Origin of the sequence: Campylobacter concisus (assembly GCF_002165775.1) — a bacterium.
In the GTDB taxonomy this organism is placed as follows: domain Bacteria; phylum Campylobacterota; class Campylobacteria; order Campylobacterales; family Campylobacteraceae; genus Campylobacter_A; species Campylobacter_A concisus_E.
Genome location: NZ_NDYP01000004.1, coordinates 77,527 through 104,009 on the forward strand (window position 1 = coordinate 77,527; position 26,483 = coordinate 104,009).

Here is a 26,483-nt window from a genome sequence, read left to right on the forward strand (position 1 = left end):
TTTTACTCCATATTCTTTAAAATTTTTACTACATTTTTGCTGCTGCCATGTGACAAATACTCTCTCAATTCATCACAGCCTTTTAAAAATTTCTGCCTATCGCAGCTCTCATAAGCTCTTAGTAAATTTTCAACTGTCGCAAATTCTTGTATAAACTCCTCATGAAGTGGCTCTTTGCCCATGAAGTCAAACATTATATTTGCAAGTCCTGCGTGCTTGATCTTTACAAATTTCCTAGCAATGAAAACATCTATTGCTTTTGCCTTGTAAGCTAGCACAAATGGCGTACCAATGAGTGCTGCTTCAAGCGTAGCCGTACCTGAGCAAATAAAGGCAAAATCGCTATCATACAAAGCCTCAGGCGTGTTTGTGATGGTCTCAAAGTCGCTTGTGTCACCATAAATTTCATCCACTTTATCAAGCAAAAATGGTGGCACGACAAGTAGCCTTGTAGCCTCTATCTTTTTAGCAAGCTCCCTATAAACTGGCATGAGTCTTGAAATTTCAGACCTTCTTGACCCCGGCAAAAACGCCACTTTGCTACTGCTGCTTAGGCTAGTTTTTTTTAGCCTTATCTCATCCATCAAAGGATGTCCCACGTAGGTTGAGCGGCTATAAAATTTAGAGTCAAACGGCAGGATCGAAGCAAGGTTGTCACAGTACTTCTCAACCGCACTCACTCTTTTTGGCTTCCATGCCCAAACTTGAGGTAAGATGTAATATGTCACGGCTGCCTTTACTCCAGCCTCTTTTATCGCCTTTGCAAGAGGCAAGTTAAAAGCTGGACTATCTATTAACAGCACTGCATCAGCCTCTTTTGCCATCTGACTCATCACTTTTATCGCCTTTTTTGCTTTAAAGATGAGCGGCAAAACCTCAACAAAGCCCATCGCTGAAAACTCACTACTTTTCATATATGGCGTGCCAAGCTCTTCGCTAAAAATTCCCATTAGCTCAAATTCGCCCTCGAAATTTTTCAAAATTTCTTTTAAATGCAAATTTGCCGATGGCTCAAGAGCGGAGACTAAAATTTTCATTTACACACTTTCATCAGGTCTTTTTTAGGGGCATTATACGCAAAAATTCTTTAAAATTTTAAGAAAGCTGTGATAAAATCCAAGCCTTTAAAGGATAAAATTTGAAAGAAATTTTGATAACAAATGATGATGGATTTGAGGCGGCTGGCTTGCTTGCTTTAAAAGAAGCTTTAAGCGATCTAGATGGCATGAATGTCACGATCGTAGCTCCAAGCTCTGAAAAATCAGCCTGCGCTCACTCACTAACTCTCACAAGACCGCTTAGGTTTATAAAACTTGATGATAACTTTTTTAAACTCGATGACGCCACACCAAGTGACTGCGTCTATCTCGCACTTCACGCACTTTATAACAAAAAGCCAGACCTAGTGATAAGCGGCATAAATCACGGAGCAAATTTAGGCGAAGATATCACCTATTCTGGCACGTGCGGAGCGGCAATGGAGGGGGTTTTGCAAGGCATTAGAAGTATCGCCTTTTCGCAGTTTTATGCAAATAATTCATTAAATGAACTTGGCTTTGAGCTAGCAAAAGAGGTGGTGAAATTTATTGTACCAAAGGTGCTAGAGGGTGAAATTTCGCTAAATCAAAGAGAATTTCTAAATGTAAATATCCCGGCCGTAACTAGCAAAAATTTCAAAGGCTACTCCGTAGTACCAGCTGGCAAACGCACCTATGCAACACATGCTACGCTTAATCGCAACCCAAGAGGGATCGAGTACTACTGGCTCGGAAACGCTGCGCTTGAATACGAAAAGGGCGAGCCAAGTGACATCAGCAAAGTAAATGAGGGCTTTGCGACGATAACGCCCATAAAACTAAATATGACTTCATACGAGAGCTTGGAGAGCCTAAAGGGGAAATTTGATGCAAAATGATAGATTTACAAGGATAAGATGGCTCTTTGGCGAGGATGGTTTTAGTAAGCTTCAAAATGCGAAAGTGCTAGTTTGCGGAGCTGGTGGTGTGGGCGGAATGTGCGTGGATGCGCTTGCTAGAAGCGGGGTCGGAAGCATCACGCTGATTGATAAAGACATCTTTGACGTGACAAATCAAAATCGCCAAATTTACAGCGAAAACGTTGGTGGCGTAAAGGTGGAGGAGTTTGCCAAAATTTATCCTTGTATCACGCCTATTCAAGCACTGATCACGCCAGAATTTATTGCTAACTTTGACTTTAGTAAATTTGACGTGGTGATCGATGCGATCGATGATATCACTGCTAAGATCGCCCTTGCAAATGCGGTAGATCCTAGCAAATTTATAGCCTCTATGGGTGGTGCAAAAAGGATCGATCCAACCAAGATAAAGGTGGCTAGCGTGTGGAAAACCTCGGTCGATCCACTAGCTAGAAAATATAGATATGAGCTCAAAAAATCAGGCTTTAGCGGCAAATTTGACGTGGTCTTTTCAACAGAAGAGCCACTTTGCAAGCCACTTGGAAGTTTCATGGGCGTGACTGCTTGCTTTGGACTAAATTTAGCTTCACTAGCTATTAAAAAGATAGTTGGGCAGTAAGTCAAAAATTTACTCTCCAAGTAAAATTTCAAATTAGGGCTGGCATTTTTTGGATATAAATTTAGTAGTCTGCTAAGGCGAGTGTCTAATATTTTAAAATTTACAAAATAGCTTGATTAAATTTGCAATTTTTTATTCAAAAGGGAGGTAAGGGGACTTGAATTTACTTCTCAGGCTCGCAACTGCGTGGCAGACACGAAGTCCATCCCCTTATCTCTCTCCTTTTTTTAAAAAATCCCCCAAACCCTTCGCACATTCAAAGGGCATACGCTCATACTTCGTACTACATGCGGTCTAAACTCTATCAAATTTTAAAATTTACAAGCGAGCATATCACACTTCTAAATTTAGTAGTGAATGTTTATGAGCCCTAAAATTAGTAAGTTGCTAAGGTGAGTGAGTAAGATTTTAAAATTTGTAAAGATGGTAAAAATTCTATTTTTTAAATAAAGGCTTTGAATTTTAAAAATTTATATAGTTTTTGGATTAAATTTAAATCAGCCAGCTGCAAATTTAGCAGCCAGCTAAAATTTTAGTTTTTGTGTATGCGAATGTAGCTATTTAGTGCGCCAACATAGGCTTTTGCGCTTGCCATCATAGTATCTATGTCAAGTCCATGGCCTATTACAGCCGTTTTACCCTCAAACTCGACCTTTACATCAACCTTTGCAAGTGCGTCTTTACCTTGAGAAACGGATGCTACTTTATAGTCTTTTAGCGTGCCACTAATGCCACTAATGCGATCAACCACCTTAAATATCGCATCAGCAGTACCATTTCCTAGAGCTGAGTCACTGATGATCTCATCATTGTGTTTTATACTAATTGAAGCACTCGCAAGGCTTCCGCCGCTACTTTGAAGAAGAGCCGTGATCTCATAAGCTTGTGGAATTTTTGTAATCTCTTCAGCCACAAGAGCTCTGATATCATCATCAAATATCTCCTTTTTCTTATCAGCTAGCTCTTTAAATTTTTCAAATGCCTTATTAAGAGCATCGCTATCAAGGTCGAATCCAAGGCTAGCAAGCTTATCTTTAAACGCGTGGCGACCACTATGCTTACCTAAAACAAGAGAATTTTTCTCAAGGCCTATGCTCTCGGCGCTAATTATCTCATAGGTCTCTTTGTGTTTCAGCACACCGTCTTGATGTATGCCACTCTCATGAGCAAAAGCGTTTTTACCAACGATAGCTTTATTTGGTTGAGGTTCAATGCCTATAATACTAGCAATCAGTCTTGAAGTTGGATAAATTTCTTTTGAGATAATGTCTGTATAAAGTGGAGCAAAGACGTCTTGGCGAGTTTTAATAGCCATCACGATCTCTTCAAGTGCAGCATTTCCAGCACGCTCACCTATGCCATTGATCGTACCTTCGACCTGCCTTGCGCCAGCTTTTATAGCCGCTAACGAGTTTGCCGTAGCCATGCCTAAGTCATTATGATTATGTACAGAGATTATCGCTCTATCGCCTACAAATTTTACTATTTCACTAATGCGAGCAGTTATCTCTTCAGGATATAAATAACCAACTGTATCAGGGATATTTAAGGTTCTTGCACCCGCATTTATGGCAGCATCACAAATTTCTTTTAAAAAGCTCATTTCACTTCTACAAGCGTCCTCGCAGCTAAACTCCACATCATCGCAAAAGGTTTTTGCGTATTTTATAGACTCGACTGCACGTTTTATTACTTCATCTGGGCTCATTTTTAGCTTGTACTCCATATGAATTGGGCTTGTCGCTATAAATGTATGAATTCTCTTATTTTTAGCTGGAGCTAATGCCTCGCCAGCTGCCTTGATATCACGCTCAACTACGCGTGCAAGAGAGCAAACCGTGATATTTGAGGCTTGCTTTGCTATTTGGTTTACCGCATCAAAATCCCCTGGGCTTGCTGCTGCAAATCCAGCCTCCATAACATCCACACCAAGCCTTTCAAGCTGAAGTGCAATCTGTAGTTTTTCGGCTGTATTCATCGATGCACCAGGGCTTTGCTCACCATCTCTTAAAGTTGTATCAAAGATTATAATTTTATTCTTATCCATTTTTGTCCTTTTTTATTTTTTATATTTAAATTTTAAATTTGATGAGTTAAGTAAAGAGAAATTTGCTACCTAAGTAGCAGCAGTAGAGAGTTTTTGATTTCGATTTTTGGTAAAAATTTACGTGATTTTATGACGCCATTTTCGCTCATTCGCTCTCCTTTTTTTTGGAATTTTTACTAAACATTATAGTGGCTCTTACTATGCCATAAAGCATATAGACGCTCATAACCAAAGTCGCACTTTCAAATGGATATAGATAAAGCATCGAAAATGCAACTACAAGAGCTACTAAAATTCTTATCACATGGGTTTGTTTTAAATTTATTTTTTTAAAGCTCGGATAGCGAATGTTGCTAACCATTAAAGCTGCCAAAGTAGCTTCAAGTAGCATCAAACACCACTCAAATCCTTCCAAAAAAGTATAGTCAATATAAATACCAACCCAAAGTACGCTCACAATAGCTGCTGATGGAATAGGAAGTCCGATAAAAACATTTGGCTCATATGTGCCAGTAGTGACATTGAAGCGAGCAAGCCTAATAGCTCCAAAAACTACAAACATAGCAGCTATAAGTGCCCCAAATCTACCAAAATTTTTACCAATAGTCAAATAAAATAAAATCGCTGGTGCTACACCAAAGGCAACAAGATCTGCAAGGCTATCAAACTCTACTCCAAATTTACTAGTTGTCTTTGTAAGTCTAGCCACACGCCCATCAAGTCCATCTAAAATAAGCGATAAGATTATATAAATAATGGCTTTAAAATAGTTACCTTGAATAGATGAAATAATACTAATAACACCCAAAAAAGCACTAGCTGCTGTAAATAAATTTGGCAAGATATACATTAGTTGCATCTTTTGTATGTTATTCATCTCTTTTTCCCTCTTCAAAATATCCCAAAAGTGAAGCAGCCTTTACGCTTTCTCCGACGCTTACACATATCTTAGTATCTCTTGGTAGGTATAAAATCACCTCACCACTTCCTAAAAAACCAAATTTTCTAGATGCTTTTAGGCTAGTAACATTTGAAATTTCTAAACTTCGACTGAAAGCTCCAGCTATAATTTTCATAACAAATTTTATATTCTCTTTTTCAAAGCGAATAATAGCTCTTTCATTTAAAAATTCTGAAATTTTCATAGCTTGGCATAAGAATAAGCCATGTCTTTTACGTATTTCAGCTACTTTTACATCACTTACAGCCCTTAATGTACCAACATCAAAAAAAGATTTTTTTATAACGATCTTAGCTACTTCATTATTGTCAAAATTTGAAGCACTGATCTCTTTTATCTTGCCATCAATCGGCGATAGTAAAGCCAATTTATCATCAGAAAATGGCTCTCTCTCAGGATCTCTAAAAAAATAAAGTCCCAAAAAAAGTAAAATAGCAAAAAAAAGTGGCAAGATCCCAAACAGCAAAGATAAAACAAATAAAATTAGAAAAAATAATATAAATTTATATCCTGCTTTCGCGATATAGCCACTCATTTTTATTCCTCTTTTTTACTCTTTTCATCTTCTTCAGTATCTACGAGTCTGCTCTCTAGATCATTTTCGATCTCGTAGTTTTTAATGATCTCTCTAACTCTTTTTCCTTCGATTGTTTCTTCTTCATAAAGTGCTGATACCATATTTTCAATAGCACCTTTATAAATTTCAAGCAAACCAAGTACAGCTGTGTATCTTTCATGAAGAAGTGTTTTTACAAACTCATCAACCTTTTCAGCCATCTTATCACTATAGTCTTTGATACTTTGACCACCATTTAAAAATGTAGCACGTTGTTTTTCAAGCACCATAAGACCGGCAACATCGCTCATACCATACATACTAACCATAGCTTTTATGATATCGGTCGCACGCTCTAGGTCGTTGCTAGCTCCAGTTGAAATTTCTTTAATAAACACCTCTTCAGCAGCTCTACCAGCCAAAAGTACATCTACTTCTGCTATCAGCTCATGCTTTTGCATCATAAATTTATTCTCTTCAGGCGTGTTTAGAGTATAGCCAAGTGCCGCAAGACCACGTGGTACGACTGAGACTTTTGTTACTCTTTTTGCACCTTTTGTTAGCTCAGCTATCAAGGCATGACCACACTCATGATAAGTGACGATCCTTTTTTCTTTTGGATTTACGCGGCGAGACTTTTTCTCAAGACCAGCGATCGATCTCTCGACAGCCTCCACAAGATCAGCCTGCTCGACAAAGGTCTTTGACTTACGTCCTGCAAGAAGTGCAGCCTCATTTATGATATTTTCAAGATCAGCACCAGCTAAACCAGTCGTAAGCCTTGCAATATCTTCGATATTTACATCTTTGCTAATCTTTACATCTTTCATATGAACTTTTAAAATGTCGCAGCGTCCTTTAAAATCAGGCTTATCAACAAGCACTTGCCTGTCAAATCTACCTGGCCTTAAAAGTGCAGCATCCAAAACTTCAGGTCTGTTTGTAGCTGCTATTACGATGACTGGCGACTTATCCGCGTCAAAGCCATCCATCTCAGAAAGAAGCTGATTTAGCGTCTGCTCTCTCTCGTCATTGCCGCCCATCGGACCAGAATTTCTACTTTTACCGATCGCATCGATCTCATCTATAAAAACGATCGCTGGAGCCTCTTTTTTAGCATTTTCAAAAAGATCTCTAACCCTACTTGCGCCAACACCGACAAACATCTCTATAAAGCTTGATGCTGACATAGAGAAAAATGGAACACTAGCCTCGCCTGCAACTGCTCTTGCAAGAAGCGTTTTACCAGTACCTGGAGGGCCAACTAGTAAAATACCTTTTGGGATTTTTGCCCCAAGTCTTAGATATTTATCAGGACTTTTTAGATAATCAACTATCTCTTGAACCTCTTCTTTTGCCTCTTCAACGCCTGCGACATCGTCAAATTTAACTTTTGGTTTTTCAGAATTTATAAGTTTTTTTGCACTTCCTATGCCAAGTATGCCACCGCCAATATTCTTTTGCATACGACTAGCAATAAACATCCAAATAGCAAAAAATATAAATACCGGGATGATCCATGAAAATATAAGATCACCAAACCAGTTATTTTCGCTATAAACGCTATAAGTTATGCCGTTTTGCTCAAGTATGCCAATGAGCGTTGGATCATTTATGCGTTTTGCAAGATAGATAGTTTTGTCACTACCTATGCCTTTTATGGTAGTCTCCGAGATAGCAACCTCATTTAGTTGCTTATTTTTTAACATATCTTTAAACTCAGAATAAGCTACCATTTTACTCTGAGCATTACTATTTAGCCCAAAAGAGCCACCTAGTCCGTCTCCACTAAAGCTTCTAAAAGCTAAAACTATAACTATTGCAAAAATGGCAAAAATAAAAATAGGATTTTTATTAAAAAAACCGTTATTATTGCCATTGTTTTGGTTATTATTTTGGTTATTCATCTATTTCCTTATAAACAAAGCTGCTCCAATCGTTACTTTGTTTTATCTCAATTAGCTCCAAATCCTTAAACGCATCTTTAATCCTATCTTCGTATTTGTTTAAAATTCCTGACAATACCAAGTAGCCACCTTTTTTAAGCGATTTTTTTAAGTCATTTGAGAGCATAAAAATGACATCAGCAATGATATTTGCTACGACAATATCATATTTTTGCTCTAAATTTGCGATAGAACCTGTCCAAATTTTATTAAATTTAACCTCATTCAACTCGGCGTTGCTAAGTGAGCTTTGTGTGGCTTGCTCGTCTGTATCACAAGCATCAATCTTGCAGCCAAGCTTTGCCAAGGCAATACTTAAAATTCCACTTCCACAGCCCACGTCTAAAGTAGTATTGCCACTTTTTGCATATTTTTGTAAAAGCTGCAAGCAAGAATTTGTGCTTTCATGGTGCCCTGAGCCAAAGGCTAGAGCTGGGTCGATTATGATATTTGTTACGCCATTAAGTGGCTCTTCCCAGCTAGGTCTAACATAAATTTTATCAACCAAAATAGGCTTAACTGCCTTTTTATATTCACCTAGCCAGTCTTTATTTTCTTTTAAATTAAGAGAAATTTTTAAATCATTTGAAATTTTACGAACACTAGAGAGCCCTTTTGCATACTCTTCGATACCCCAAGCTATATCTTTTAGATCATACTCTTCCCTGATGATGATCTCGTGATCTAGCTCTTCAACACAGGTAACTCCAAAAGAGAAAACTAGCTCTAAAATTTCATCATAAAAATTTGATGTTTTTATGCTTAATTCGTAGAATTTATCTTTCATTAACCAAGAACGTCTTCAAGCTTCTCTTTTAAAACTTGTGGCGTAAAAGGTTTAACGATGTAGTTATTAACACCTGCTTTTAAAGCTGTTATAACTTCGGCTTTTCCGCCCTCTGTTGTTACCATTATGATAGGCATATCAACATACTTTTGCTCTGCTCTTACCTTTTTAACAAGTTCAAGACCATTCATCTCAGGCATATTCCAGTCAGTGATAAGAACTTCGATACCTTCGTTTTGAGTTAAGATATTCCAGGCCTCAAGACCGTGCTCAGCCTCAAGAATTTCTTGATGTCCTAACCTTTGTAAAGTATTTTTTATGATTCTTCTCATTGTTGAACTATCATCTACTACCAAAATCTTCACATAATATCCTTTTAGTAAAAATTGCTCTATTCTAGCTAATTTAAAATTTATAAAAGCTTTAACGCTATCTAAGTAGTTTAAAGGCCTCTTTTAGGTCAAGCAACCCCTCATAGTAGGCTTTCCCAACTATTACGCCACTAATCTCATTTGTAGCTTTTAGCATCAAAATATCATTTATATCACTCACGCCACCACTTGCTATCGTCTCAAGCTTGCTATTTCTAGCTATTTGCAAGCTAAACTCAACATTAACTCCGCCAAGCATTCCATCCTTGTTAATATCAGTGCAAATCACAGCTTCCACGCCAACATCTGCAAATTTTCTTGCAAGATCGACTGCTTTTATATTTGAGATCTCACCCCAACCTTGTACGGCCACGTAGCCATCTTTTGCGTCAATGCCGACTACAACTCTATAAATTTCAGCCATTTTTGCTGTAAATTCTGGATCTCTAAGAGCAACTGAGCCAAGAATCACTCTGCTAACTCCTAAATCCAAATAGCGTTTTATTCGCTCTTCATCTCTTATACCACCACCTACTTGGACGTTTAAATTTGTAGCCTTTGTAATTTTTTCAATTGTTTTAAAATTTATCGTCTCTCCAGCAAATGCACCGTCTAAATCGACCACATGAAGCCATTTTGCGCCATAATCTTCAAATTTTTTAGCAAGTTCACTTGGCTCGTTGCTATAAATTTTTGCACTTTGCATAAGACCTTTACTAAGTCTAACTGCTTGCCCCTCTTTTAAATCAATCGCTGGAAAAATTTCCATCACAACCTCGCAAAATTCTCTAAAATTTTAAGTCCAGCTTCATGACTTTTTTCTGGATGAGGCTGAAAGCCAAAGATATTTTCATGCCAAACCGCACTTGTAAATTCATATCCATAAGTCGTCTTTGCCAGTGCAAATTTATCATCACAAACCACATGATAGCTATGTACAAAATATAAATACTCAAGCTCTTTTAGTCCTAAATTTAATGGGCTATTTTGCTTAAATTCCAAAGCATTCCAGCCAATGTGAGGTATTTTTAATGGCTTATCGAAATTAGTTTCATTAAATTTTACGACCTTGCCAGGCAAAAGAGAGAGTCCCTCATGCTCGCCAAACTCAAAGCTTCGCTCAAATAAAAGCTGCATACCAAGGCAAATACCAATAAATGCTTTGCCGCTTTTTACGGCTTCTCTTACGGCTTCATCCATGCTGTTAAATTTTAGTTTCTTCATCGCCTCACCAAAAGCTCCAACGCCTGGTAAAACAATGTGCGAATACTCCTTTAAATTTTCGGGCTTACTTACTAAGGCACATTTTTTGTCAAGAAAATCGAAAGCATTTATCACACTTTTGATATTTCCGGCCCCATAGTCAATTATCGCTATCATTGGTTCTTTGCCTTTAATTAGCCTTTTAAATTTAGCGCATGATTAAACTCAGGCACGATAACCTTAAGCGCAGGTGCGATCTCATTATCCTCAAGCTGCAAAAGCTCACTTATCTGCGAGTTTAAAAGCACTAAATCATAAGGCTCTGAATGCGTTACAAAGATCGACTCATACTTGGTTTGTACATCATCTTTGTTGATAAGTAGCTCTTCATAAAGCTTCTCGCCTGGTCTAAGACCCACAAATTCTATGCCCAAATGCTCTTTATTTGAAAGAAGAAGCATCTTTTTAGCAAGATCAACGATCTTAACAGGCTCGCCCATATCAAGTACGAAAAGCTCTCCACCTTTTGCGATAGAGGCCGCTTGAAGGACTAGCTGACAAGCTTCTGATGTAAGCATAAAGTATCTTGTGATCTCTGGGTGGGTGACGCTTAGTGGCCTATTTGCAGCGATCTGCGCTTTAAATTTAGGTATGACAGATCCGCTTGAGCCAAGGACGTTACCAAAGCGAACGCAAACTATCTCGCATATACCTGCTTCGTTTGAATTTAGTGCATAAAGCTCGCAAACACGCTTAGTTGTACCCATTATATTTGTCGGACGCACAGCCTTGTCTGATGAGATCATGACAAATTTCTTAACGCCATATTTTTTTGAAAGATCGACCGCATTTTTTGTGCCAAGGATGTTGTTTTCGACAGCCGAGCGAGGATTTAGCTCGCAAAGTGGCACGTGCTTATATGCGGCGGCATGGATGACGATCTCAGGTTTAAAGTCAGCAAAAACCTCTTCAAAATCCTTTAAATTTGTGATATTTACAAGCTTGCTAATAGTTCTTTTATCTTTTGTATCTTCGCCTATTTTATAAAGGTTAAACTCGCTGTGCTCAACCATTATAAGCTCACTTACACCAAATTTTAAGCATTGCTTACAAATTTCACTTCCTATACTGCCGCCGGCTCCAGTGACAAGTACTCTCTTATCTTTTAAAAAATTTGAAATAGCTTCTGGATTTAAGTCTTTTGGCTTTCTAGCAAGCAAGTCTTCGATCGAGATATCCTTGATCGGCTCATTTTCGATAAGCGAAAAGAGTTTCATATCTCTTATGCCATATCCAGTTAGCTCATCAACTAAGGCTTGAAGCTCGTCTTGATCTAGCGCAAGCGCAATGATAGCGGTCTTTGCGTCATAATCTTTTATAAGGCTTGGTATCTCTTTTTTATCTTGAACTAAAAATCCATCACAATATGTGCCAACAAGGTCACTTCTGCCATCTACCACGCCAACTGCGTAGTAGTCAAGATAGCCCTGCTTTAAGCCACGTAAGACGTGAAGCGCCTTTGAGGTCGCGCCTATAACGATACAAGGCTCGCCTTTGTGAGGTCTGTTTGAAAAGTCAAGCACCATGCGTTTTGAAATTCTTAAAAGCCCAACAAGTAAGCATGAAATAAGAAGATCAATGAAAATAACGCTTCTTGGATATGGATTTAAAAAATCTTGAATGATAAAAAAAACGATCGTAAATAAAACCGCTGAGCAAACGTGAGCTAGGAAAATTTTTCTTGCTTCGTTTAATCCAAAAAATCTCCACGGCACCTTGTAAATTTTAAACATCCACATGAAAAATAGTTTAAAAACGATCAAAAATCCAGCCGTTACAAAAAGCCCCTGCATATAGATATCTGGGATGTCAGCGTTAAATCTTAAAAGATAAGCCGTATATATCGAAAAGATAAATATAAAAACATCGCCAAAAAGGAAAAATACGAGTCTTTTTAACTTCGTTGCATGAAACATTTACGCATTTTCCTTGACTATTTTGATCACTCTTGCTTGCGTCTCCTCGCTCATATCGCTGCCACTTGGCAAGCAAATTCCTCTTGAAAATAGGTCTTCGCTATATCCATCGATAAAGCTTAACGCACCTTTAAATACAGGCTGTAAATGCATAGGCTTCCAAAGTGGGCGACTCTCAATATTTTCATCAGCTAGTGCTTTGATAACTTTTAAATGTGTATCTTTTTTAGCAAAAACGCCAGTTGTGAGCCATCTGTTGCCACGAGAATTTGCTAGCTCTGGCATAAATTCTAATATATCGCCAAGCTCTTTTTCATAAATTTCAAAGACTTTTCTCTTTTGCTCGACTCTTTTTTCCAAAACTTCCATCTGAGCCACGCCAATAGCACCTAGTACGTTGCTTAAGCGATAGTTGTAGCCATAGTCTTTGTGCTCGTAGTGAAGCAGTGGCTCTCTAGCTTGAGTGCTATAAAATCTTGCTTTTTCTACAAATTCCTTGTCACCAACTAGCATACCGCCACCTGAAGTGGTGATTATTTTATTGCCATTGAAGCTATATCCGCCCATCACGCCAAATGTGCCAAGCGCCTTGCAGCCGTAAAATCCACCAAGCGCTTCAGCTGCGTCCTCGACCAAAGCGATGCCTTCATTTTGGCAAATTTCACAAATTTCTTTCATCTTTGAAGCTTGTCCGTAAAGATGAGTGACGACTAGCGCTTTTGGCTTTTTAGGTAAATTTGATATCGCTTTTTTAAGTAGCTCTGGGCTTAAATTCCAGCTCTCATCGCAGTCTATGAATACTGGAGTTGCTTTTTCATAAAGTATAGGCGAGACTGAAGCCATGAAAGTAAAGCTAGAAGCCAGTACAAAATCACCCTCTTTTACGCCAAGGACGCGAAGCGCTAGGTGAAGCGCAGCCGTTCCAGCGCTTAGCGCAAGAGCATCTTTTGCTCCGGTGTAGCTTTTTATACTTTCTTCAAATTTATTTACATACTCGCCAAGTGGCGCTATATAGTTGCTTTCAAAAACTTTTTTTATATATTCTTGCTCTTTTCCGCTCATATTTGGTGGAGATAAAAAAACCCTATCCATTTCATCCCTTTCGTGATTTTTTGGCGATTTTAGCACTTATTTTTAAATTTATATCTTAGCACGCTCACTTGCTGGCACGCCGTAAGCCTTTGTGCCATCTTTTATATCTCTTACAACCACACTTCCAGCGCCGATGATACAGCTGCTGCCGATGCTTATACCCTGAATGATGCTTGAGCCGATACCTATGTGCGTAAATTCGCCCACTCTAACGTTTCCAGCAAGAGCCGCATTTGGGCTGATGTGAGCAAATTTACCTATCACGCACTCATGCTCTATCACCGCGCCAGAGTTTATGATAGCGCCCTCTTTTATGTGAGCTTTTGCGTTTATAACGGCATTTGGCATGACAACTACACCTTTTTCTATCACAGCACTTTCGCTCACAACCGCACTTTTATGGATCAAATTTACTATATCAAAGCCAGCAGCCTCTACTTTTTGGCTGATTTTTTGTCTTGTTTTATTGTCGCCAATAGCTATTACAATGTCGGCTTTTTCAAGCTCTGGGCTAAATTTACGCTCGCTAGCGTCATCTAAAAAAACTATCTCATCGTAGCCGTTACTTCTAGCGATATCAGCTACGACTAGCCCGTGACCGCTTGCTCCATAGATGTAAATTTTCTTAGTTTTTGCCATTAAATTTCTCCGTCGTCGCCTGCCCCTCTTTGCTGACGCCACTTCGTTTTAGCACCTTTTCGATGGTCTGTAATGCGATCTTTACATCAAGCATAAAGCTTAAATTTTTAGCGTAATAGACGTCGTACTCAAATTTTTTCTCCCAGCTTATGGCGTTTCTGCCATTTACCTGCGCTAGGCCCGTGATACCAGGGCGTACGTCGTGGCGGTGCTTTTGCGTTTCGTTATAGATGGGTAGATACTCAACCAAAAGCGGCCTTGGCCCGATAAAACTCATGTCGCCTTTTAGCACATTAAAAAGCTGTGGCAGCTCATCGAGGCTAAGCGAACGGATCAGTTTGCCAAATTTACCAAGACGCTGCTCATCTGGCAAGAGCTCGCCATTTGCGTCACGCTCGTCACTCATCGTTTTAAATTTATAAATTTTAAAAATTTTCTCATTAAGACCCGGTCTTGCTTGCGTAAAAATGACATCGCGGCTTACCTTAAAATAGATAAAAATCGCCGTTGCTATGATGATAGGCGATGTTAAAATGAGCAAAAATAGTGCCCCCAAAATATCAATCACCCTTTTTAAAAAATTTCTATACATCTATAAATTTCCTATAAATTTCTATATATCTTTTCGCGATTTGCTTCTCGTCAAACTCGCTAACCGCCCAGTTTCTGCCGTTTTGCCCAAGTCTAGCACAAAGTGCTTCGTCATCAAGCAAAATTTTTATCTTTCCAGCTAGATCACTTGCGTCTTTTACCTTACATAAAAGCCCGTTGTAGCCGTCCTTCACGGCCTCATTACAGCCCGTCACATCGCTTGCTACGACTGCTTTAGCCATGCTCATCGCCTCTAAAACCGTCCTTGGAAAGCCCTCTTTATAGCTTGGCAAAGCCAGTAAATAAGAGGCCTTTAAAAGCTGCGGTATATCATTTCTAGCGCCAAGGTAACGCACTTTGCCGCCTTTTAAAAAGGCCTCGTCTGCGGTTGATTTATTGCCAGCAAAGCCCTCACCCACAAAGACAAATTCGCAGTTTTTATAGCCATTTAAAATTTCTGCCGCCTCGTAAAATTCACGAACACCCTTGTGCCACATAGCTCTTGCGATCATTAAAATGACCTTTTTTTCACCAAGGTTAGCCGCCTGCGTGATAGCTGGATCAAATTTAGCAGTATCCACGCCGACACTTTTTATGCGGTACACTTTGCTTTTGTCTATCAAATTTCTTGAGATCAGATAGTCTGGATCTGCGTCATTTACGAAAATGCAAGCATCAGCCTTTGCAAAAGAGAGCTTATAAAGGCTCTCCATGACAAAACGCACGGCCTTTGTCTTAATATCATCATCGATATAAAAGCTACCAAGTCCTTCAACCAAATTTATCACGTGCTTTATGCCAGCGTTTTTGGCAGCAAACGTGCCAAATACATTTGACTTGTGAGCGCCAGTTTGAAGCAGGTCTAAATTTAGCTCGCCCAAAATTTGAGATAGTTTTTTTGAGTTATTTATGACGGTTAGCGGATTTAGACTGGCCTTGTCAAGCTCGTATGTAACAGCGTGAAAGCTTTTAGCAAGCTCATCAGTGAAATTTCCTTTTGGAGCGATAGCAAAAACTTCATGCCCCATATCTTTTAAAGCCTGCATAATAGGGCGTCTAAAAAAGTGTATACTCATGTCAGCGTGGCTTAAAAACCCTATCCTTGCCATTTTTACCTCTTTAGTTTATAAATTTTTGCCGCCCCATCAAGTATGACTGGCTCAAAAATTTTTGGATCGTACCTTTCAAGCACAAAAAGCTGGATGTATGCGCTATTTAAAATACTTTCATCAAGGATGATAAACCTACCATAATCTCTCATAAAAATGACAGAAATATTTGAGCTTTCGTTATTTTTATACTCTTTGACATTTAGCTTGCCAGCCTCGTTATAATCAGTCTCTATGAAAGATTTAAGAGGCAAGATATTGCCATCATAGATTAAATTTGTGACATCACTTGTGAGCGTAAATCCACCATTTAGTCTAATGCCATTTTCATTTTGAGAGATCGCTCTTGTGACGATAAAAAGGCCGTTGTTTAAATTTTTACCGCTTTTTAGATCGATCTTGCTAAATTGCAAAATGGTCGGAAAAATACCAAGCATCCTATCTGGCAAGTAGTAGTAAATATCCCTAGTCTTTGCTGGTAGGCTAAAATTTGCCTCTTTTATATCGCTAAAAAACTGATCAATGCTTGCATTTCTCTCTTTTAAAATTTGAGCCAAGTTGCCATTAAATCGCTCTTTAAAATTTCTCTCTGTGTACTCAACATCAAGCCTTGCCATATTTGCCGAGCTCATCTCATCGTTTCCAAGCACAAAACTCACGGCAAAATTTTCACGTCCAAGGTGTTTTCCGCCATCAATTAGCGTCTTAACATCGCTGTAATATCTGATCGGATATCCATAGTCCCACCACGCAACCACGTAGTCCTCGCGTCCTGCGATACCTTTTAGCTTATTTAAAATTTCAACCTCTTTATTTACAAAGACTGGCTCAGCCTTGTAGCCATAGATGTGAATGAGCGCTGGAGCAAGCACTAGAGCCGCTATGAAGGCTCTTATGAGATTTAAAACGGCCCCTTTTAGCTTTAAATTTGCAAGCACAAACTCCACTAAGTAGCCAAAGCCAAGAGCCATGATAGGCACAGCGTAAATAGTAAATCTAAGACCACTTTTAAAGGCTAAAAAGCCAAGTGCGAGCATGCCAAGTGAGACGGCAAATGAGCGGTTTTTAATGCAAAAAAGAGCAACGCCTGCAAGCGAGATCAAAAATGTTATGACATTTGCGCTGATCCTCTCGCAAAATAGCGTAAAATCAACGATGCTTGACTCTTGGATGGTTTGATTGACATTAAAAAAGTGAAAGCTCATGCCTCCAACTTCAGGCGCATCTCTAAAGACGTAAAATTTAAGCTGAAAAATAATCGGATTTAGTCCGCCACGAATGACAAAAACAGCAAAAACAACAACCAAAACACCAAGAGCAAATTTTAAATTTATCACCTCTTTTTTAAAAAGACAAAACGCATAAATAGCCATGATAGCGATAAATTTAAGTGTTAGATCAAGATTTGAAATGGCAAGTAAAAGCAGCGAAATTTCAAGGTAAAAAAGTGGATTTTTCCTATCAAAAATGAGCGTGTAAAGTAAAAATAGCCCAGTTAAAATGCTAATAAGCGAAAATGCGCTCGCATACCACCACATATAAATAAGCACACTCAAAGGTGCGATTATTAGGCTCTTTGCGTCCTTTTTCTCAAGTACTCTAATAAGTCCCCAGACGACAAAGACGCTAAGTGTGATGATGAGCATATCAGTGTCGTAGTAGCCTGCCATTGTGCGGTTGTAGTAGCTGTTTGAGACAACAGCAAGAAGTGCGGCGATAAAGCCAGCCATTTTTAGTTTGTATTCATTTGCGATCAAAATAACTGGCACAGCCACAAGCGATGAAAAAAATACACTCATATAAATCATCGCTGTCTCAAGCTTGACGCCTAGAAATTTCACTACCCAGTAAGTAAGTGTGGAAAGCGGATAGCCGTAGTAGCTAAGGTCGTTTTCTTGGTGAAAGCCAGCTAGCATGTCCCTTGCGCCCTCGGCAAATGCATAGCCGTCGTTTGTGCTGATCATTAGCTCGTTGTTCCAGAAAAATACCGGATATTCACTCGCCCAAAAGACCCAGTAGAGCCTACAAACCATGCCAAAAAGGACTGCGACAAATATCATCAAGTATAAAGAGTAATTTTTAAAAAATAAATTTCTATTCATTAGGATTTTCCAAAAAATTTATAAGCTCGCTCGCTATATTTTCACTATCAAAAAATTTAGCCCGATTATACGCAACCTTTTCAAAATTTTGCCTTATTTCAGGCGCATTAAGCACCTTTATCATCGCCTCTTTCATCGCATTTTCATCATCAACTGGCACCAAAATGCCAAACTCGCTCTCGCCCAAAAGCTCCCTTGCGCCACTTTTATGCTCGGTTGAGATGATAGTTTTTTCGCACGCTAGTGCTTCAAGTAAGACATTTGAAAAGCCCTCAAAACGCGAAGCACAAAGCAAACAAGAGGCGTTTTTTATATGCCTAAAAGGGTTTTTATCAGTGCCAAGAAGTTTTACTCGCTCGCCCACGCCAAATTTGTCTATCAAATTTTGCAGCTCATCCTTTAAAGGCCCTTTCCCCAAAATGCCAAGCGTAGCACGAGGATCGTTAATAGAGGCGATTATTTTTATTAGCATGGCTTGATTTTTACCATTATCAAGACGGCCGATGTTTATGAAAAATGGCTTAAAGTCACTCTCAAGTGGCTCATCTTTTAGCAAATTTATAGTTTTTAGATCAAGGGCGTTATAAAGCACCTTTGTTTTGTCCTCACTCATACCAAAATTTCGCACCAGATCATCTTTGTTGCCAGCTGCATTTGCAAGAATTAGATCAGCCTTTTTATAAAGATGAGTGAGTAAAAATTTATTAACCCTGCCGCTTAGATCGTCTTTGTATAGGACCGATGGACAGCTTCGCTCGCTGATAACTAGCCTCTTTTTAAGGCCCAAAATTCTAGCAAGCCCAGCAATATAACAAGGGCGGTTCATCAGCACAAACTGCATGTCGATGTTTAAATTTTGACAAAGCTTTTTATACTTAAAGGCAAGCATTGGCATCGCTAAAAAGAGCCTTGCAAGCTTCTTTAGCCCGCTTTCATAAGGATCGCTATTTTCTATAAAGTGGATTTGCACCTCACTTGGGATCTCGTAAGCGATGACCTTGCTCATTAAGATGAGATGAACTTCATATCTTTTAACCAAAAATGGCAGTAAATTTGCCACATTTCGCTCAGCCCCGCCAGGCCCCATCGAGTATAAGAAAACGGCTAATTTTTTCACTTGCTAACAACCTTTTTTATAAATTCTCGCCACTGCTTGATGATATTTTCTTTGCTAAATAAATTTGCATTTTTACTGGCGTTTTTTGCTAGTTTTGCCCTTAAATTTTCATCTTTTAGAAGCATCTCAAACTTATTTTTTAGATCAATTGCGTCGCCATTTTTAAAGATAAGCCCGTTAATGCCGTCATTTATAAGCTCTCTTGCACCCACAGTGTCGCTACTTAGCCTAGCGCAATTAAGGGCGCCTGATTCTATTAGCACGTTTGAAAGTCCCTCGCTTCGTGAGCTAAGAACAAAAATTTTTGCCTCGTTATAAAGCTTGCTAACATCGCTCATATGACCTAGAAATTTAATGTTAAGTCCCAAATTTGACGCCATTTGCTTCAGTTCGGCTTCTTGCCTGCCACTGCCTGCGATCTTTATCTCCCAGCCATCAAGCAAGCTCTTATCCATCTTGCTAAGCGCCTCAAAATAGATATCATAGCCCTTTACCGCCTCCAGCCTTGCCACGCTTAAGATGACATTTTGCTTCTCACAAACTTCAGGCACGTCGATAAAGAGTGGGTTGTGGATGACCTCGCGGTTTTTGGCAAATTTATAGTAGTCGTAGTCGCTTTTACTTAGCACGCTTAAGCCATCTACAAAGCGGTAGCTAATATCACGCATAGCACTTGCGATTTTGCTTTTTAGGTAGCTGTGCTCGTGATGCTCAGTTGCTATTAGTTTGCTCTTTAGCCCAGCATTTGCCAGCACGCAAGCGACGTTTGTCCAGTCGATAAAGCTAATTATCAGATCAGCCCTTTGCTCCTTAAAAAGCGCTCTAAGAGCTAGGATTTTTTTAAATTTTAAAGCAAGCCCTGAACCACTCACATTAAGGTTTATGATCTTTATCTTTTCACTAAATTTATAAAGCCCAAGATCCTCTTCAAGCAGAGCGATAGTGATCTCATTGTCTTTGCAAAGCTCGTTTGCAAGCACGTTTAGCACACGTTCAGCCCCACCATTTCTAAGTGCGGCGATGACAAAAAGAATTTTCACTTCACACCTCCAAGCTTTAAAAGCTCCAGCCATTTTTTATAAATTTGCTCCACACTAAACTCATCAAGCCTAGCCCTTGCGTTTTTAGCAAATTCGCCCATTTTTGCCTCATCTTGCAGCAAATTTGCAAGCTTTTCGCTCATCTGATCAGCGTCATTTATCTCACAAAGCAAGCCATCAAAGCCATCTTTTATAAGCTCTTTTGCCCCGCTAGTCCTTGTCGCAACCCGCACGCAGTCATAGTTTATCGCCTCTATTAAGGTGTTTCCAAGACCCTCGAAATTTGAGCAAGAGATCAGCACCTTTGCCCTTTTATAAAGTGAGGCGATGTCGCTAACGTTGCCTAAAAATTCGACATTAGCGCCCAAGCTTTTGGCTAAATTTTCTAAATTTGCTCTCTCGCCGCCATCTCCAGCAACTGCGAATTTATAGCCGCTTTGTTTTAAGCTTGCAGCCACTCTTACAAACATTTCGCAATTTTTTATCTTATTTAGCCTGCCAACAAAGATGACTAAATTTTCTTTCGTAAAGCTCTCACTGCACATATCTTTAAAGAGTGGGTTGTAAATTTTCATCACATTTTTGCAAAATTTCGAGTAGTAACTAAGATCCTCATCGCTTAAGACACTAAGTGCGTTTGCAAATGGATAGCTGATGCGTCTTAACACCTTGAAGATCGCCTTTTTTGGCGCAAGATAGTTTGTGTGCTCGCTTATAATAATAGGCGTTTTTAGCCCAGCTGAGCTAAAGAGCACCAAGGTATTTACAGCGTCTAAAAAGGATATCACAGCGTCAAATTTACCCTCTCTTATGAGCGCTCTTAAGGCAAGCACCTTTGAAACTCTCTTTTTTAAATTTCCAACCAAGCCAAGCTCATCAGCCCCAACGCCTAAATTTATGAGCTTCACGCCACTTGCTAGCTCGTAAAATGGCTCATCATTGTCAAATTTAACAAGGCTTACATCATGATCCATGCTAAATCTTGATGCGATCACCGCGCAAACTCGCTCCGCACCGCCACTTCTAAGCGTTGATGTGACAAATAATATCTTCATACACCAAACCTTTGCTTGATCTTTACTCTAAGCTTTGAAAGTGCTGGTAAAAGCCCACTTGGGAGCGGACAAAGCAGCAAGAAAATAAACGCTTCTTTGCTAAATTTAATGCTAAGGCTTTTAAAGATACACCTTAACATCAAACCATATTCGCCTGCTATCTTGGCGTAGTAAGCGGCATTTTTATACTGCATAGCTAGAAATTTTGGCTCATTTTTTATAGCGATATCGTAGTGCAAATTTGCTGTTTTTATATAGGCGTTTGCCACGCTTAACGCGTGCTTGCCGGCATTTAGCGTAGCACTATCACTTCTTGCGATGCGGTAGATGTAAAGTGGCTTTTTAAGATAGAAGACATTTTTTTCAAAAAAGCGGATGTAAAGCTCATTTTCGCCGCCAAAACTGCTCTCATCAAACCTAAAGCCGTTTATAAATTCGCGCGAAAAAAGTTTAAAATACTCGCCATTTATCCGCCCGCAGTGATAATCAACCTTACTCATCGCCCCACTCTTGCTATATGGGCTTCTACCAGCCATCACCTCAGTCATCACGCCATCTTTTTCGCAGATCGCGTCTGCAAAAACGCACGAATACTCGCCACTTTTTAAAATTTCATAGCACTCAGCAATCGCCTCTGGTAAAAGCTCGTCATCATCGTCAAGCAAGCAGATAAACTCGCCTGTTACATTATCAAAGCCATTATTCTTGTTGCCATTTGGGCTCTTTTTGTGAGCACTATTTTTTACAAATTTGATCCTTGCGTCGTTAAAACTCTTGCAAATTTCTCTCGCGCTCTCGTCATTGCCGTCGTCAGTTACAATTATTTCTAAATTTTTATAGCTTTGAGCTAGAGCGCTTCTTATGGCCTTTTTTAAAAGCTCTGGACGCTTGTAGGTCGCTGTTACGATGCTGATTAATGGCTCGCTCATTTAGCCCCTTTTAAAAATTCTCTCATAGCCTTGAAGCTTTTCAAGACGTGAGAAAAATATAAATTTAATTGTCTTGATATAGGCCTTTAAATTTGCGCTGTATCCTCTCTCAAGGCGCTCGCCTTCGATGTTTGAGCCGCTAAGATCAGTTGGGTGCGCAAAAAGGTCGCAAAAATACATCTGCATATCATTAACGCCAAGCAAATAGTCCCAAACATCGGTCGTACAAAGTGCACGTTTGTGAATTTCAAGCAAATTTTTGGCACTTTTTTTAGTTAGCACATAGGCCCCTGCTCTATAAATGCTTGAAAATGAGTGCACTGAGACCTGCCAAAGCGGCCTACTTAGGCTAGTATCCACCTTTTTGCCAAAGGCGCTAAACCTGCCCTCCAGCCCATCTTGCATGCCACATATCAACACGCTGTTTTCAGGCATCTTGCTAGCTGCCAAAAAGGCCTCTTTTATGTCCTCATCACCCCCTATCACGTCATCTTCAAAGATGAGAGCAAATTTGGCTTCACTTGCCAAAAACGCCTCATAGGCTTTCACGTGTGAGAGCGAACAGCCAACCTCTGCTGGGCTTAAAACCTTGCCGTAAGCTTTAAATGATGGCGAAATAATCTTATAGTACTCCCTCGCGTTTAGCTCCCTGCCATCAACTGCGTCTATTAGCTTAAAGCTATCATAAGAGCTAAATTTCTGCTGCAAAAGCTCGCGCCTTTTGGTATCTTTTGCCAAAGAGATCAGGTAAATTTCATCCATTTAAGACCTTTTAATTTTTTTTAAAATTTTACGCCAGACTATGCCTCTCTCGAAGTCATTAAAAAATAAGAAATATCCCAAAACATAAGCTGCGCCGGCGTGTATCACAGCAAAGATAGCAAATTTTAACCAGTTATCTAAGCTCACAAAGTCCTTGCAGGTAAACATCGCAAGCACACAGAGCGCAAAAACGGCTAAATTTTTAAAATAAACCCCATAAAATGTAGTGAGCTTTACCTCTAAATTTAAAGCAGCATTTATGAGGTCGAAGCCAAGAATTCTTATGCTATAAAAAATGGCTGCGATGATGACGATGCCGTAAACGCCGTAGCCACTAAATTTAAGCAGCGCGATCTGCGCTATGATCGTGCTAACGCCAAGAATAGTGTTGGCAATGGCTGGACGGCGAAGCTTGTTTGTCGCGCTATCAAGGTTAAAAAGCGAGAAAACAAAGCTGATAAAGACGATGGGTACAAGCGTGATCATCGAGACGTTATAGATAAATTTTATCTCCTCGCTACTTTTAAACGGTAACCAAAGCGTGTAAAAATCAAGCCCAAAAACGACGAAAAATGCAGCTGGAGCACTCATTACAAAGGCGATCACTTTCATAGAGAATTTTGCCTCTTTTATAAGATCCGTGATCAAATTTTTAGAGTAAAGCTCGACAAATTTTGGCGCAAAGATACCACTAAGCTGCGCCACAAAGCTCTCAAGTATGATAGGAGCGGCCTTGGCGACAGAAAGAAGACCAGTGGCGTTTGCATTTACGAAAATGTTGCAGATAAATAGGTCCATGCCTGTTAAAAGTATGCGGTTTAGGGCATTAAAGCTGTTCCAAATGCCAGAGCTTAAAAGCTCTTTGATCTTAGAAAAGTCAAATTTGCCAAGGCTAAATTTTAGCTCCGGCGTGATGCGAGATGACATAAAAATGGTACTAAAAAATACAAAAAGGCTTGCCATAAGTGCTGAAATAGCGATGTATGAGATAAATGGCTTAAAAAAGAAAAAGAGCGCCACGATGAGGATCGCTAGGATCGCACTTGAGATGGCATTTCTGATGGAGAGCAAATAGAGCTTATTTGTCACAAAGGCACAAACCGTCAAGACACCGTTAAATAGCCCAACACAGAAATTTATAAAGTAAAAAACAAGGGTCATTCTTACATCAAAGAGTAATTTTTCAGGGACATTTAAAAAGCTTTGCAAATTTATAATAAAAACGGAGCTTAGCACCACGACAACGGCGCAAAAGAAGATATTTACGACAAGCACTGATGAGTAGTAGGTGTTTGCAAGGTTTAGATCTTTTTTGTGCCAAGCATGAGCGACAAAGCGCCCACTAACAGAGTTTATTGCTACACTTATAACTGCTGCGTAGCTAACGATGGCGTTGCTAAGACCTACAAAACCAAACGCCTCGTTACCAAGGCTTTTTAAAATAAATGGCGTAAGAAAGAAATTTATGCCCATTGATACGACAAAAACGACGATTGAGCTTATTAGATTGATTAGCATTAGATTTTTAACCTATAAATTTTTACGCCACTTGAGATGACAAATGGCTCAAAGTATCTCTCATTGGCCTTTTCAAATATAAAAAGCTGCACAAAAGATGAGTTAAAAGCATTTTCATCAAGCAACAATATCCGCGCATAATCTTCCAAAAAAACCACATAAATTTTGGCATTTTTATCTATGATTTTTTCATCTATTCGCAAATCTTTTCCAGCACCTTTTACCTTATAAAATGATTTTATAGCTTTTTTCTCGCCGTTATGTATGATAAATTTTTGCTCATTTGTAGGCAAAGTATAGCCGTCTCCAAGGTCAATACCAGCTTCGCTAACGCCATTTAATGCACTAACATGATAAAAATCCTCTTTTTGCCTTTTGCCAGTTGTAATGTCGATATAGCTATATCTAAAGATATTTGGTGCGATGTCAATCATATTTGGCACAAGATAGTAAAAAACATCTTTTTTTGCAGCTGGCAGAGTGAAATTTTCGCTTTCAAGCTGACTTAAAAAAGTATTTATATCACTTGTGTTGTAGTCTTTTAAAATTTTATCTATTGGCCTTATATTTTGCTCAAGCGAGATGTCATTATACGTAACTGCCACTCTTGCAAGTCTAGCCGAAAAAGCCTCATCTTTTCCCAAAGCAAGGCTAACAAAATAATTATTTTCGCCACCTTGTCTGCCAGGATCGTTTAAAGTCATAACATCAGCAAAATACCTTATAGCATATCCATAATCCCACCATGAAAATACATAATCATCGCGCTTAGTGAGCTTTTTGAGCCCATCAAGCGCTACTGCTTCATCATGGCTAATTACAGTGTTTGGCCTATATGAATAAGCAAAATCTAAATTTATAGCAAGAGCAGCTACGACAAAAACCAAAAGTGATAAATTTTTAATAGAATTTCTAAGATCAAATAAATTTAAAAAAAAATGCAAAAAATACCCAAAACCAAGCGCAACAAGTGGTGTTACGTACATAACAAATCTAACTCCACCAAAGAAAGATAGGAGTCCAAGTCCAAGCATTGGCAAAGTAAGTAAAAATGGACGAAATTTAAAGCAAAGTAACAAGTATCCAATAATAGCTGCCAGTAATATAAGAATATTTCCTGACATGAAATATATAAAATACAAAGGACTAGCACTTTTTACTTCACTGATGAAATTATACTCATTTATAAAGTGAAATTTATCGCTAAGAATTTCATTGCCTTTAAAAACATAAATACCCATTTTTGAAGTAATGAAATCAAAACCACCAAAATAGATAAAAATAGCTAGCATTAAAGTAAGAAAAATGGCTAAATTTCTAGCTGAGAGTAAATTTTTATATTTGAAAAAAAGAGAGAAAAATAAAGCAATAACCACTAAATTAAAAATCAAAATTTTATTTGCTATTAGTGGATCTTTGGTAAAAGCATTTGAGCTTACGATGCTTATAAACATAAAAAATATCGCTTGATAATTTTGCAATCTATCTCGCATAAAAACTAGCGTATATAGTAAAAACATAAAGAAAATGCTTAAAATAAGTGCATATGAGCTTTGATACCACCAAAGATAAAGCGACACAAAGACTCCAGGCAAAACGATAAATTTTTGTTCATTTGTGTTTAAAAGCCTGATCAAAAAATAGATAATAAAAAGCGCAAATGTGACATTTAACATGTCACTATCAAAATATCCAGGCGATGTCCTTGAAAGATAGCTTGGCAAGATAACACTCATAAACGCTGCCACAGCCCCAGCTTTTAGCGCCTTAAGCTCATTTGATATCAAAACAACTGGAAGCACGATAAGTGGTGTTAAAAAGACGCTCATGTAAAACATCACGCTTTCGATCTTAAAAGGTAAAATTTTGCAAATATAAAAAACTATAGTTGAGATTGGGTGATTAAAGGGGCTAAAGTCATTTTGCTGATGAAAGCCAGCCAGCATGTCTCTAGCACCCTCTGCGTAATAGTATGCGTCATTTGTCGTAAGCATAAACTCGCCATTAAAGTAAAACTCTGGCATATCCTTTGCCCACAATACCCAGAGCATCCTAGCCGCAAATCCAAACAGATAAGCAGCCAGAAATATAAGTAAAATTTTACAATTTACGCTTACTTTGTGCACT

24 protein-coding genes are annotated in these 26,483 nt (G+C 38.9%); 2 read left to right on the forward strand and 22 right to left on the reverse strand.

Annotation, left to right across the window (positions count from 1 at the left end; all coding sequences use genetic code 11):
- Positions 1-2: 2 nt before the first annotated feature.
- The gene (gene lpxB / locus B9N66_RS05575; protein WP_087580244.1) at positions 3-1,037 is read right to left on the reverse strand and encodes a lipid-A-disaccharide synthase; all 1,035 of its coding nucleotides are present in this window, start codon (positions 1,035-1,037) and stop codon (positions 3-5) included.
- Positions 1,038-1,138: 101 nt separating this feature from the next.
- Here lpxB and surE point away from each other — a divergent pair, with 101 nt between their 5' ends.
- Together surE and B9N66_RS05585 are read left to right on the forward strand one after the other, a co-directional pair.
- Positions 1,139-1,915, forward strand: coding sequence for a 5'/3'-nucleotidase SurE (surE, locus tag B9N66_RS05580; RefSeq protein WP_087580245.1), 777 nt, complete (start codon positions 1,139-1,141; stop codon positions 1,913-1,915).
- Positions 1,905-2,555: a tRNA threonylcarbamoyladenosine dehydratase gene (locus B9N66_RS05585; RefSeq protein WP_087580246.1), complete on the forward strand. Its 651-nt coding sequence runs from the start codon at positions 1,905-1,907 to the stop codon at positions 2,553-2,555. Before surE ends, B9N66_RS05585 begins: the two co-directional genes overlap by 11 nt.
- Positions 2,556-3,087: 532 nt before the next feature.
- On the opposite strand, the gene B9N66_RS05590 is transcribed toward B9N66_RS05585, so the two are convergent.
- The 21 genes from B9N66_RS05590 to B9N66_RS05690 all read right to left on the reverse strand — a co-directional run bounded on the left by B9N66_RS05590 (position 3,088) and on the right by B9N66_RS05690 (position 26,482).
- The gene (locus B9N66_RS05590) at positions 3,088-4,602 is read right to left on the reverse strand and encodes a 2-isopropylmalate synthase (RefSeq protein ID WP_087580247.1); all 1,515 of its coding nucleotides are present in this window, start codon (positions 4,600-4,602) and stop codon (positions 3,088-3,090) included.
- Positions 4,603-4,747: 145 nt separating this feature from the next.
- Positions 4,748-5,479 carry a CDP-diacylglycerol--serine O-phosphatidyltransferase gene (gene pssA, locus B9N66_RS05595; protein ID WP_072594435.1) on the reverse strand — a complete coding sequence of 244 codons (732 nt, stop codon included), beginning with the start codon at positions 5,477-5,479 and terminating at the stop codon, positions 4,748-4,750.
- Positions 5,472-6,098, reverse strand: coding sequence for a phosphatidylserine decarboxylase (locus B9N66_RS05600; RefSeq protein WP_087580248.1), 627 nt, complete (start codon positions 6,096-6,098; stop codon positions 5,472-5,474). Before B9N66_RS05600 ends, pssA begins: the two co-directional genes overlap by 8 nt.
- Before the next feature lie 2 nt (positions 6,099-6,100).
- Positions 6,101-8,026: an ATP-dependent zinc metalloprotease FtsH gene (gene ftsH, locus B9N66_RS05605; RefSeq protein WP_087580249.1), complete on the reverse strand. Its 1,926-nt coding sequence runs from the start codon at positions 8,024-8,026 to the stop codon at positions 6,101-6,103.
- Positions 8,019-8,852, reverse strand: coding sequence for a 50S ribosomal protein L11 methyltransferase (locus B9N66_RS05610; protein ID WP_087580250.1), 834 nt, complete (start codon positions 8,850-8,852; stop codon positions 8,019-8,021). The genes ftsH and B9N66_RS05610 overlap by 8 nt, the downstream gene beginning before the upstream one ends.
- Positions 8,852-9,217 carry a chemotaxis response regulator CheY gene (locus tag B9N66_RS05615; RefSeq protein ID WP_002939933.1) on the reverse strand — a complete coding sequence of 122 codons (366 nt, stop codon included), beginning with the start codon at positions 9,215-9,217 and terminating at the stop codon, positions 8,852-8,854. The genes B9N66_RS05610 and B9N66_RS05615 overlap by 1 nt, the downstream gene beginning before the upstream one ends.
- A 64-nt stretch (positions 9,218-9,281) precedes the next feature.
- Complete coding sequence (gene hisA / locus B9N66_RS05620; RefSeq protein WP_084042208.1) at positions 9,282-9,992, reverse strand: 1-(5-phosphoribosyl)-5-[(5-phosphoribosylamino)methylideneamino]imidazole-4-carboxamide isomerase; 711 nt, start codon at positions 9,990-9,992, stop codon at positions 9,282-9,284.
- The gene (gene hisH, locus B9N66_RS05625) at positions 9,992-10,603 is read right to left on the reverse strand and encodes an imidazole glycerol phosphate synthase subunit HisH (RefSeq protein WP_087580251.1); all 612 of its coding nucleotides are present in this window, start codon (positions 10,601-10,603) and stop codon (positions 9,992-9,994) included. The genes hisA and hisH overlap by 1 nt, the downstream gene beginning before the upstream one ends.
- Before the next feature lie 17 nt (positions 10,604-10,620).
- The gene (pglF, locus tag B9N66_RS05630; protein ID WP_087580252.1) at positions 10,621-12,402 is read right to left on the reverse strand and encodes a UDP-N-acetylglucosamine 4,6-dehydratase (configuration-retaining); all 1,782 of its coding nucleotides are present in this window, start codon (positions 12,400-12,402) and stop codon (positions 10,621-10,623) included.
- Positions 12,403-13,494, reverse strand: a complete 1,092-nt coding sequence (pglE, locus tag B9N66_RS05635; RefSeq protein WP_087580253.1) for a UDP-N-acetylbacillosamine transaminase — start codon at positions 13,492-13,494, stop codon at positions 12,403-12,405. It lies immediately after the preceding gene.
- A 48-nt stretch (positions 13,495-13,542) separates the two neighbouring features.
- Positions 13,543-14,133 carry a UDP-N-acetylbacillosamine N-acetyltransferase gene (pglD, locus tag B9N66_RS05640; protein ID WP_087580254.1) on the reverse strand — a complete coding sequence of 197 codons (591 nt, stop codon included), beginning with the start codon at positions 14,131-14,133 and terminating at the stop codon, positions 13,543-13,545.
- A complete protein-coding gene (gene pglC, locus B9N66_RS05645; protein ID WP_021088589.1) occupies positions 14,120-14,725 on the reverse strand; it encodes an undecaprenyl phosphate N,N'-diacetylbacillosamine 1-phosphate transferase in 606 nt (201 codons plus the stop codon). Before pglC ends, pglD begins: the two co-directional genes overlap by 14 nt.
- The gene (gene pglA, locus B9N66_RS05650; protein WP_087580255.1) at positions 14,718-15,833 is read right to left on the reverse strand and encodes a N,N'-diacetylbacillosaminyl-diphospho-undecaprenol alpha-1,3-N-acetylgalactosaminyltransferase; all 1,116 of its coding nucleotides are present in this window, start codon (positions 15,831-15,833) and stop codon (positions 14,718-14,720) included. The genes pglC and pglA overlap by 8 nt, the downstream gene beginning before the upstream one ends.
- Positions 15,834-15,835: 2 nt before the next feature.
- Positions 15,836-17,935, reverse strand: a complete 2,100-nt coding sequence (locus B9N66_RS05655; RefSeq protein WP_087580256.1) for an STT3 domain-containing protein — start codon at positions 17,933-17,935, stop codon at positions 15,836-15,838.
- Positions 17,928-19,052, reverse strand: coding sequence for an N-acetylgalactosamine-N,N'-diacetylbacillosaminyl-diphospho-undecaprenol 4-alpha-N-acetylgalactosaminyltransferase (pglJ, locus tag B9N66_RS05660; RefSeq protein ID WP_087580257.1), 1,125 nt, complete (start codon positions 19,050-19,052; stop codon positions 17,928-17,930). Before pglJ ends, B9N66_RS05655 begins: the two co-directional genes overlap by 8 nt.
- A complete protein-coding gene (locus B9N66_RS05665; RefSeq protein ID WP_087580258.1) occupies positions 19,049-20,092 on the reverse strand; it encodes a glycosyltransferase in 1,044 nt (347 codons plus the stop codon). Before B9N66_RS05665 ends, pglJ begins: the two co-directional genes overlap by 4 nt.
- Positions 20,089-21,147: a glycosyltransferase gene (locus B9N66_RS05670; protein ID WP_087580259.1), complete on the reverse strand. Its 1,059-nt coding sequence runs from the start codon at positions 21,145-21,147 to the stop codon at positions 20,089-20,091. Before B9N66_RS05670 ends, B9N66_RS05665 begins: the two co-directional genes overlap by 4 nt.
- Complete coding sequence (locus tag B9N66_RS05675) at positions 21,144-22,076, reverse strand: glycosyltransferase family 2 protein (protein WP_087580260.1); 933 nt, start codon at positions 22,074-22,076, stop codon at positions 21,144-21,146. Before B9N66_RS05675 ends, B9N66_RS05670 begins: the two co-directional genes overlap by 4 nt.
- Positions 22,077-22,838, reverse strand: coding sequence for a glycosyltransferase family 25 protein (locus B9N66_RS05680; protein ID WP_087580261.1), 762 nt, complete (start codon positions 22,836-22,838; stop codon positions 22,077-22,079).
- Positions 22,839-24,356 carry an MATE family efflux transporter gene (locus B9N66_RS05685; protein WP_087580262.1) on the reverse strand — a complete coding sequence of 506 codons (1,518 nt, stop codon included), beginning with the start codon at positions 24,354-24,356 and terminating at the stop codon, positions 22,839-22,841.
- Complete coding sequence (locus B9N66_RS05690) at positions 24,356-26,482, reverse strand: STT3 domain-containing protein (protein WP_087580263.1); 2,127 nt, start codon at positions 26,480-26,482, stop codon at positions 24,356-24,358. The genes B9N66_RS05685 and B9N66_RS05690 overlap by 1 nt, the downstream gene beginning before the upstream one ends.
- Position 26,483: the final 1 nt, after the last annotated feature.

Bases quoted from the DNA above. Each gene is read 5' to 3' on its own strand.
- lpxB (WP_087580244.1), bottom strand. From the start codon at position 1,037: ATGAAAATTTTAGTCTCCGCTCTTGAGCCATCGGCAAATTTGCATTTA.
- B9N66_RS05585 (WP_087580246.1), top strand. From the start codon at position 1,905: ATGCAAAATGATAGATTTACAAGGATAAGATGGCTCTTTGGCGAGGAT.
- B9N66_RS05590 (WP_087580247.1), bottom strand. From the start codon at position 4,602: ATGGATAAGAATAAAATTATAATCTTTGATACAACTTTAAGAGATGGT.
- pssA (WP_072594435.1), bottom strand. From the start codon at position 5,479: ATGAATAACATACAAAAGATGCAACTAATGTATATCTTGCCAAATTTA.
- B9N66_RS05600 (WP_087580248.1), bottom strand. From the start codon at position 6,098: ATGAGTGGCTATATCGCGAAAGCAGGATATAAATTTATATTATTTTTT.
- ftsH (WP_087580249.1), bottom strand. From the start codon at position 8,026: ATGAATAACCAAAATAATAACCAAAACAATGGCAATAATAACGGTTTT.
- B9N66_RS05610 (WP_087580250.1), bottom strand. From the start codon at position 8,852: ATGAAAGATAAATTCTACGAATTAAGCATAAAAACATCAAATTTTTAT.
- hisA (WP_084042208.1), bottom strand. From the start codon at position 9,992: ATGGAAATTTTTCCAGCGATTGATTTAAAAGAGGGGCAAGCAGTTAGA.
- hisH (WP_087580251.1), bottom strand. From the start codon at position 10,603: ATGATAGCGATAATTGACTATGGGGCCGGAAATATCAAAAGTGTGATA.
- pglF (WP_087580252.1), bottom strand. From the start codon at position 12,402: ATGTTTCATGCAACGAAGTTAAAAAGACTCGTATTTTTCCTTTTTGGC.
- pglE (WP_087580253.1), bottom strand. From the start codon at position 13,494: ATGGATAGGGTTTTTTTATCTCCACCAAATATGAGCGGAAAAGAGCAA.
- pglD (WP_087580254.1), bottom strand. From the start codon at position 14,133: ATGGCAAAAACTAAGAAAATTTACATCTATGGAGCAAGCGGTCACGGG.
- pglC (WP_021088589.1), bottom strand. From the start codon at position 14,725: ATGTATAGAAATTTTTTAAAAAGGGTGATTGATATTTTGGGGGCACTA.
- pglA (WP_087580255.1), bottom strand. From the start codon at position 15,833: ATGGCAAGGATAGGGTTTTTAAGCCACGCTGACATGAGTATACACTTT.
- B9N66_RS05655 (WP_087580256.1), bottom strand. From the start codon at position 17,935: ATGAATAGAAATTTATTTTTTAAAAATTACTCTTTATACTTGATGATA.
- B9N66_RS05670 (WP_087580259.1), bottom strand. From the start codon at position 21,147: ATGAAGATATTATTTGTCACATCAACGCTTAGAAGTGGCGGTGCGGAG.
- B9N66_RS05675 (WP_087580260.1), bottom strand. From the start codon at position 22,076: ATGAGCGAGCCATTAATCAGCATCGTAACAGCGACCTACAAGCGTCCA.
- B9N66_RS05680 (WP_087580261.1), bottom strand. From the start codon at position 22,838: ATGGATGAAATTTACCTGATCTCTTTGGCAAAAGATACCAAAAGGCGC.
- B9N66_RS05685 (WP_087580262.1), bottom strand. From the start codon at position 24,356: ATGCTAATCAATCTAATAAGCTCAATCGTCGTTTTTGTCGTATCAATG.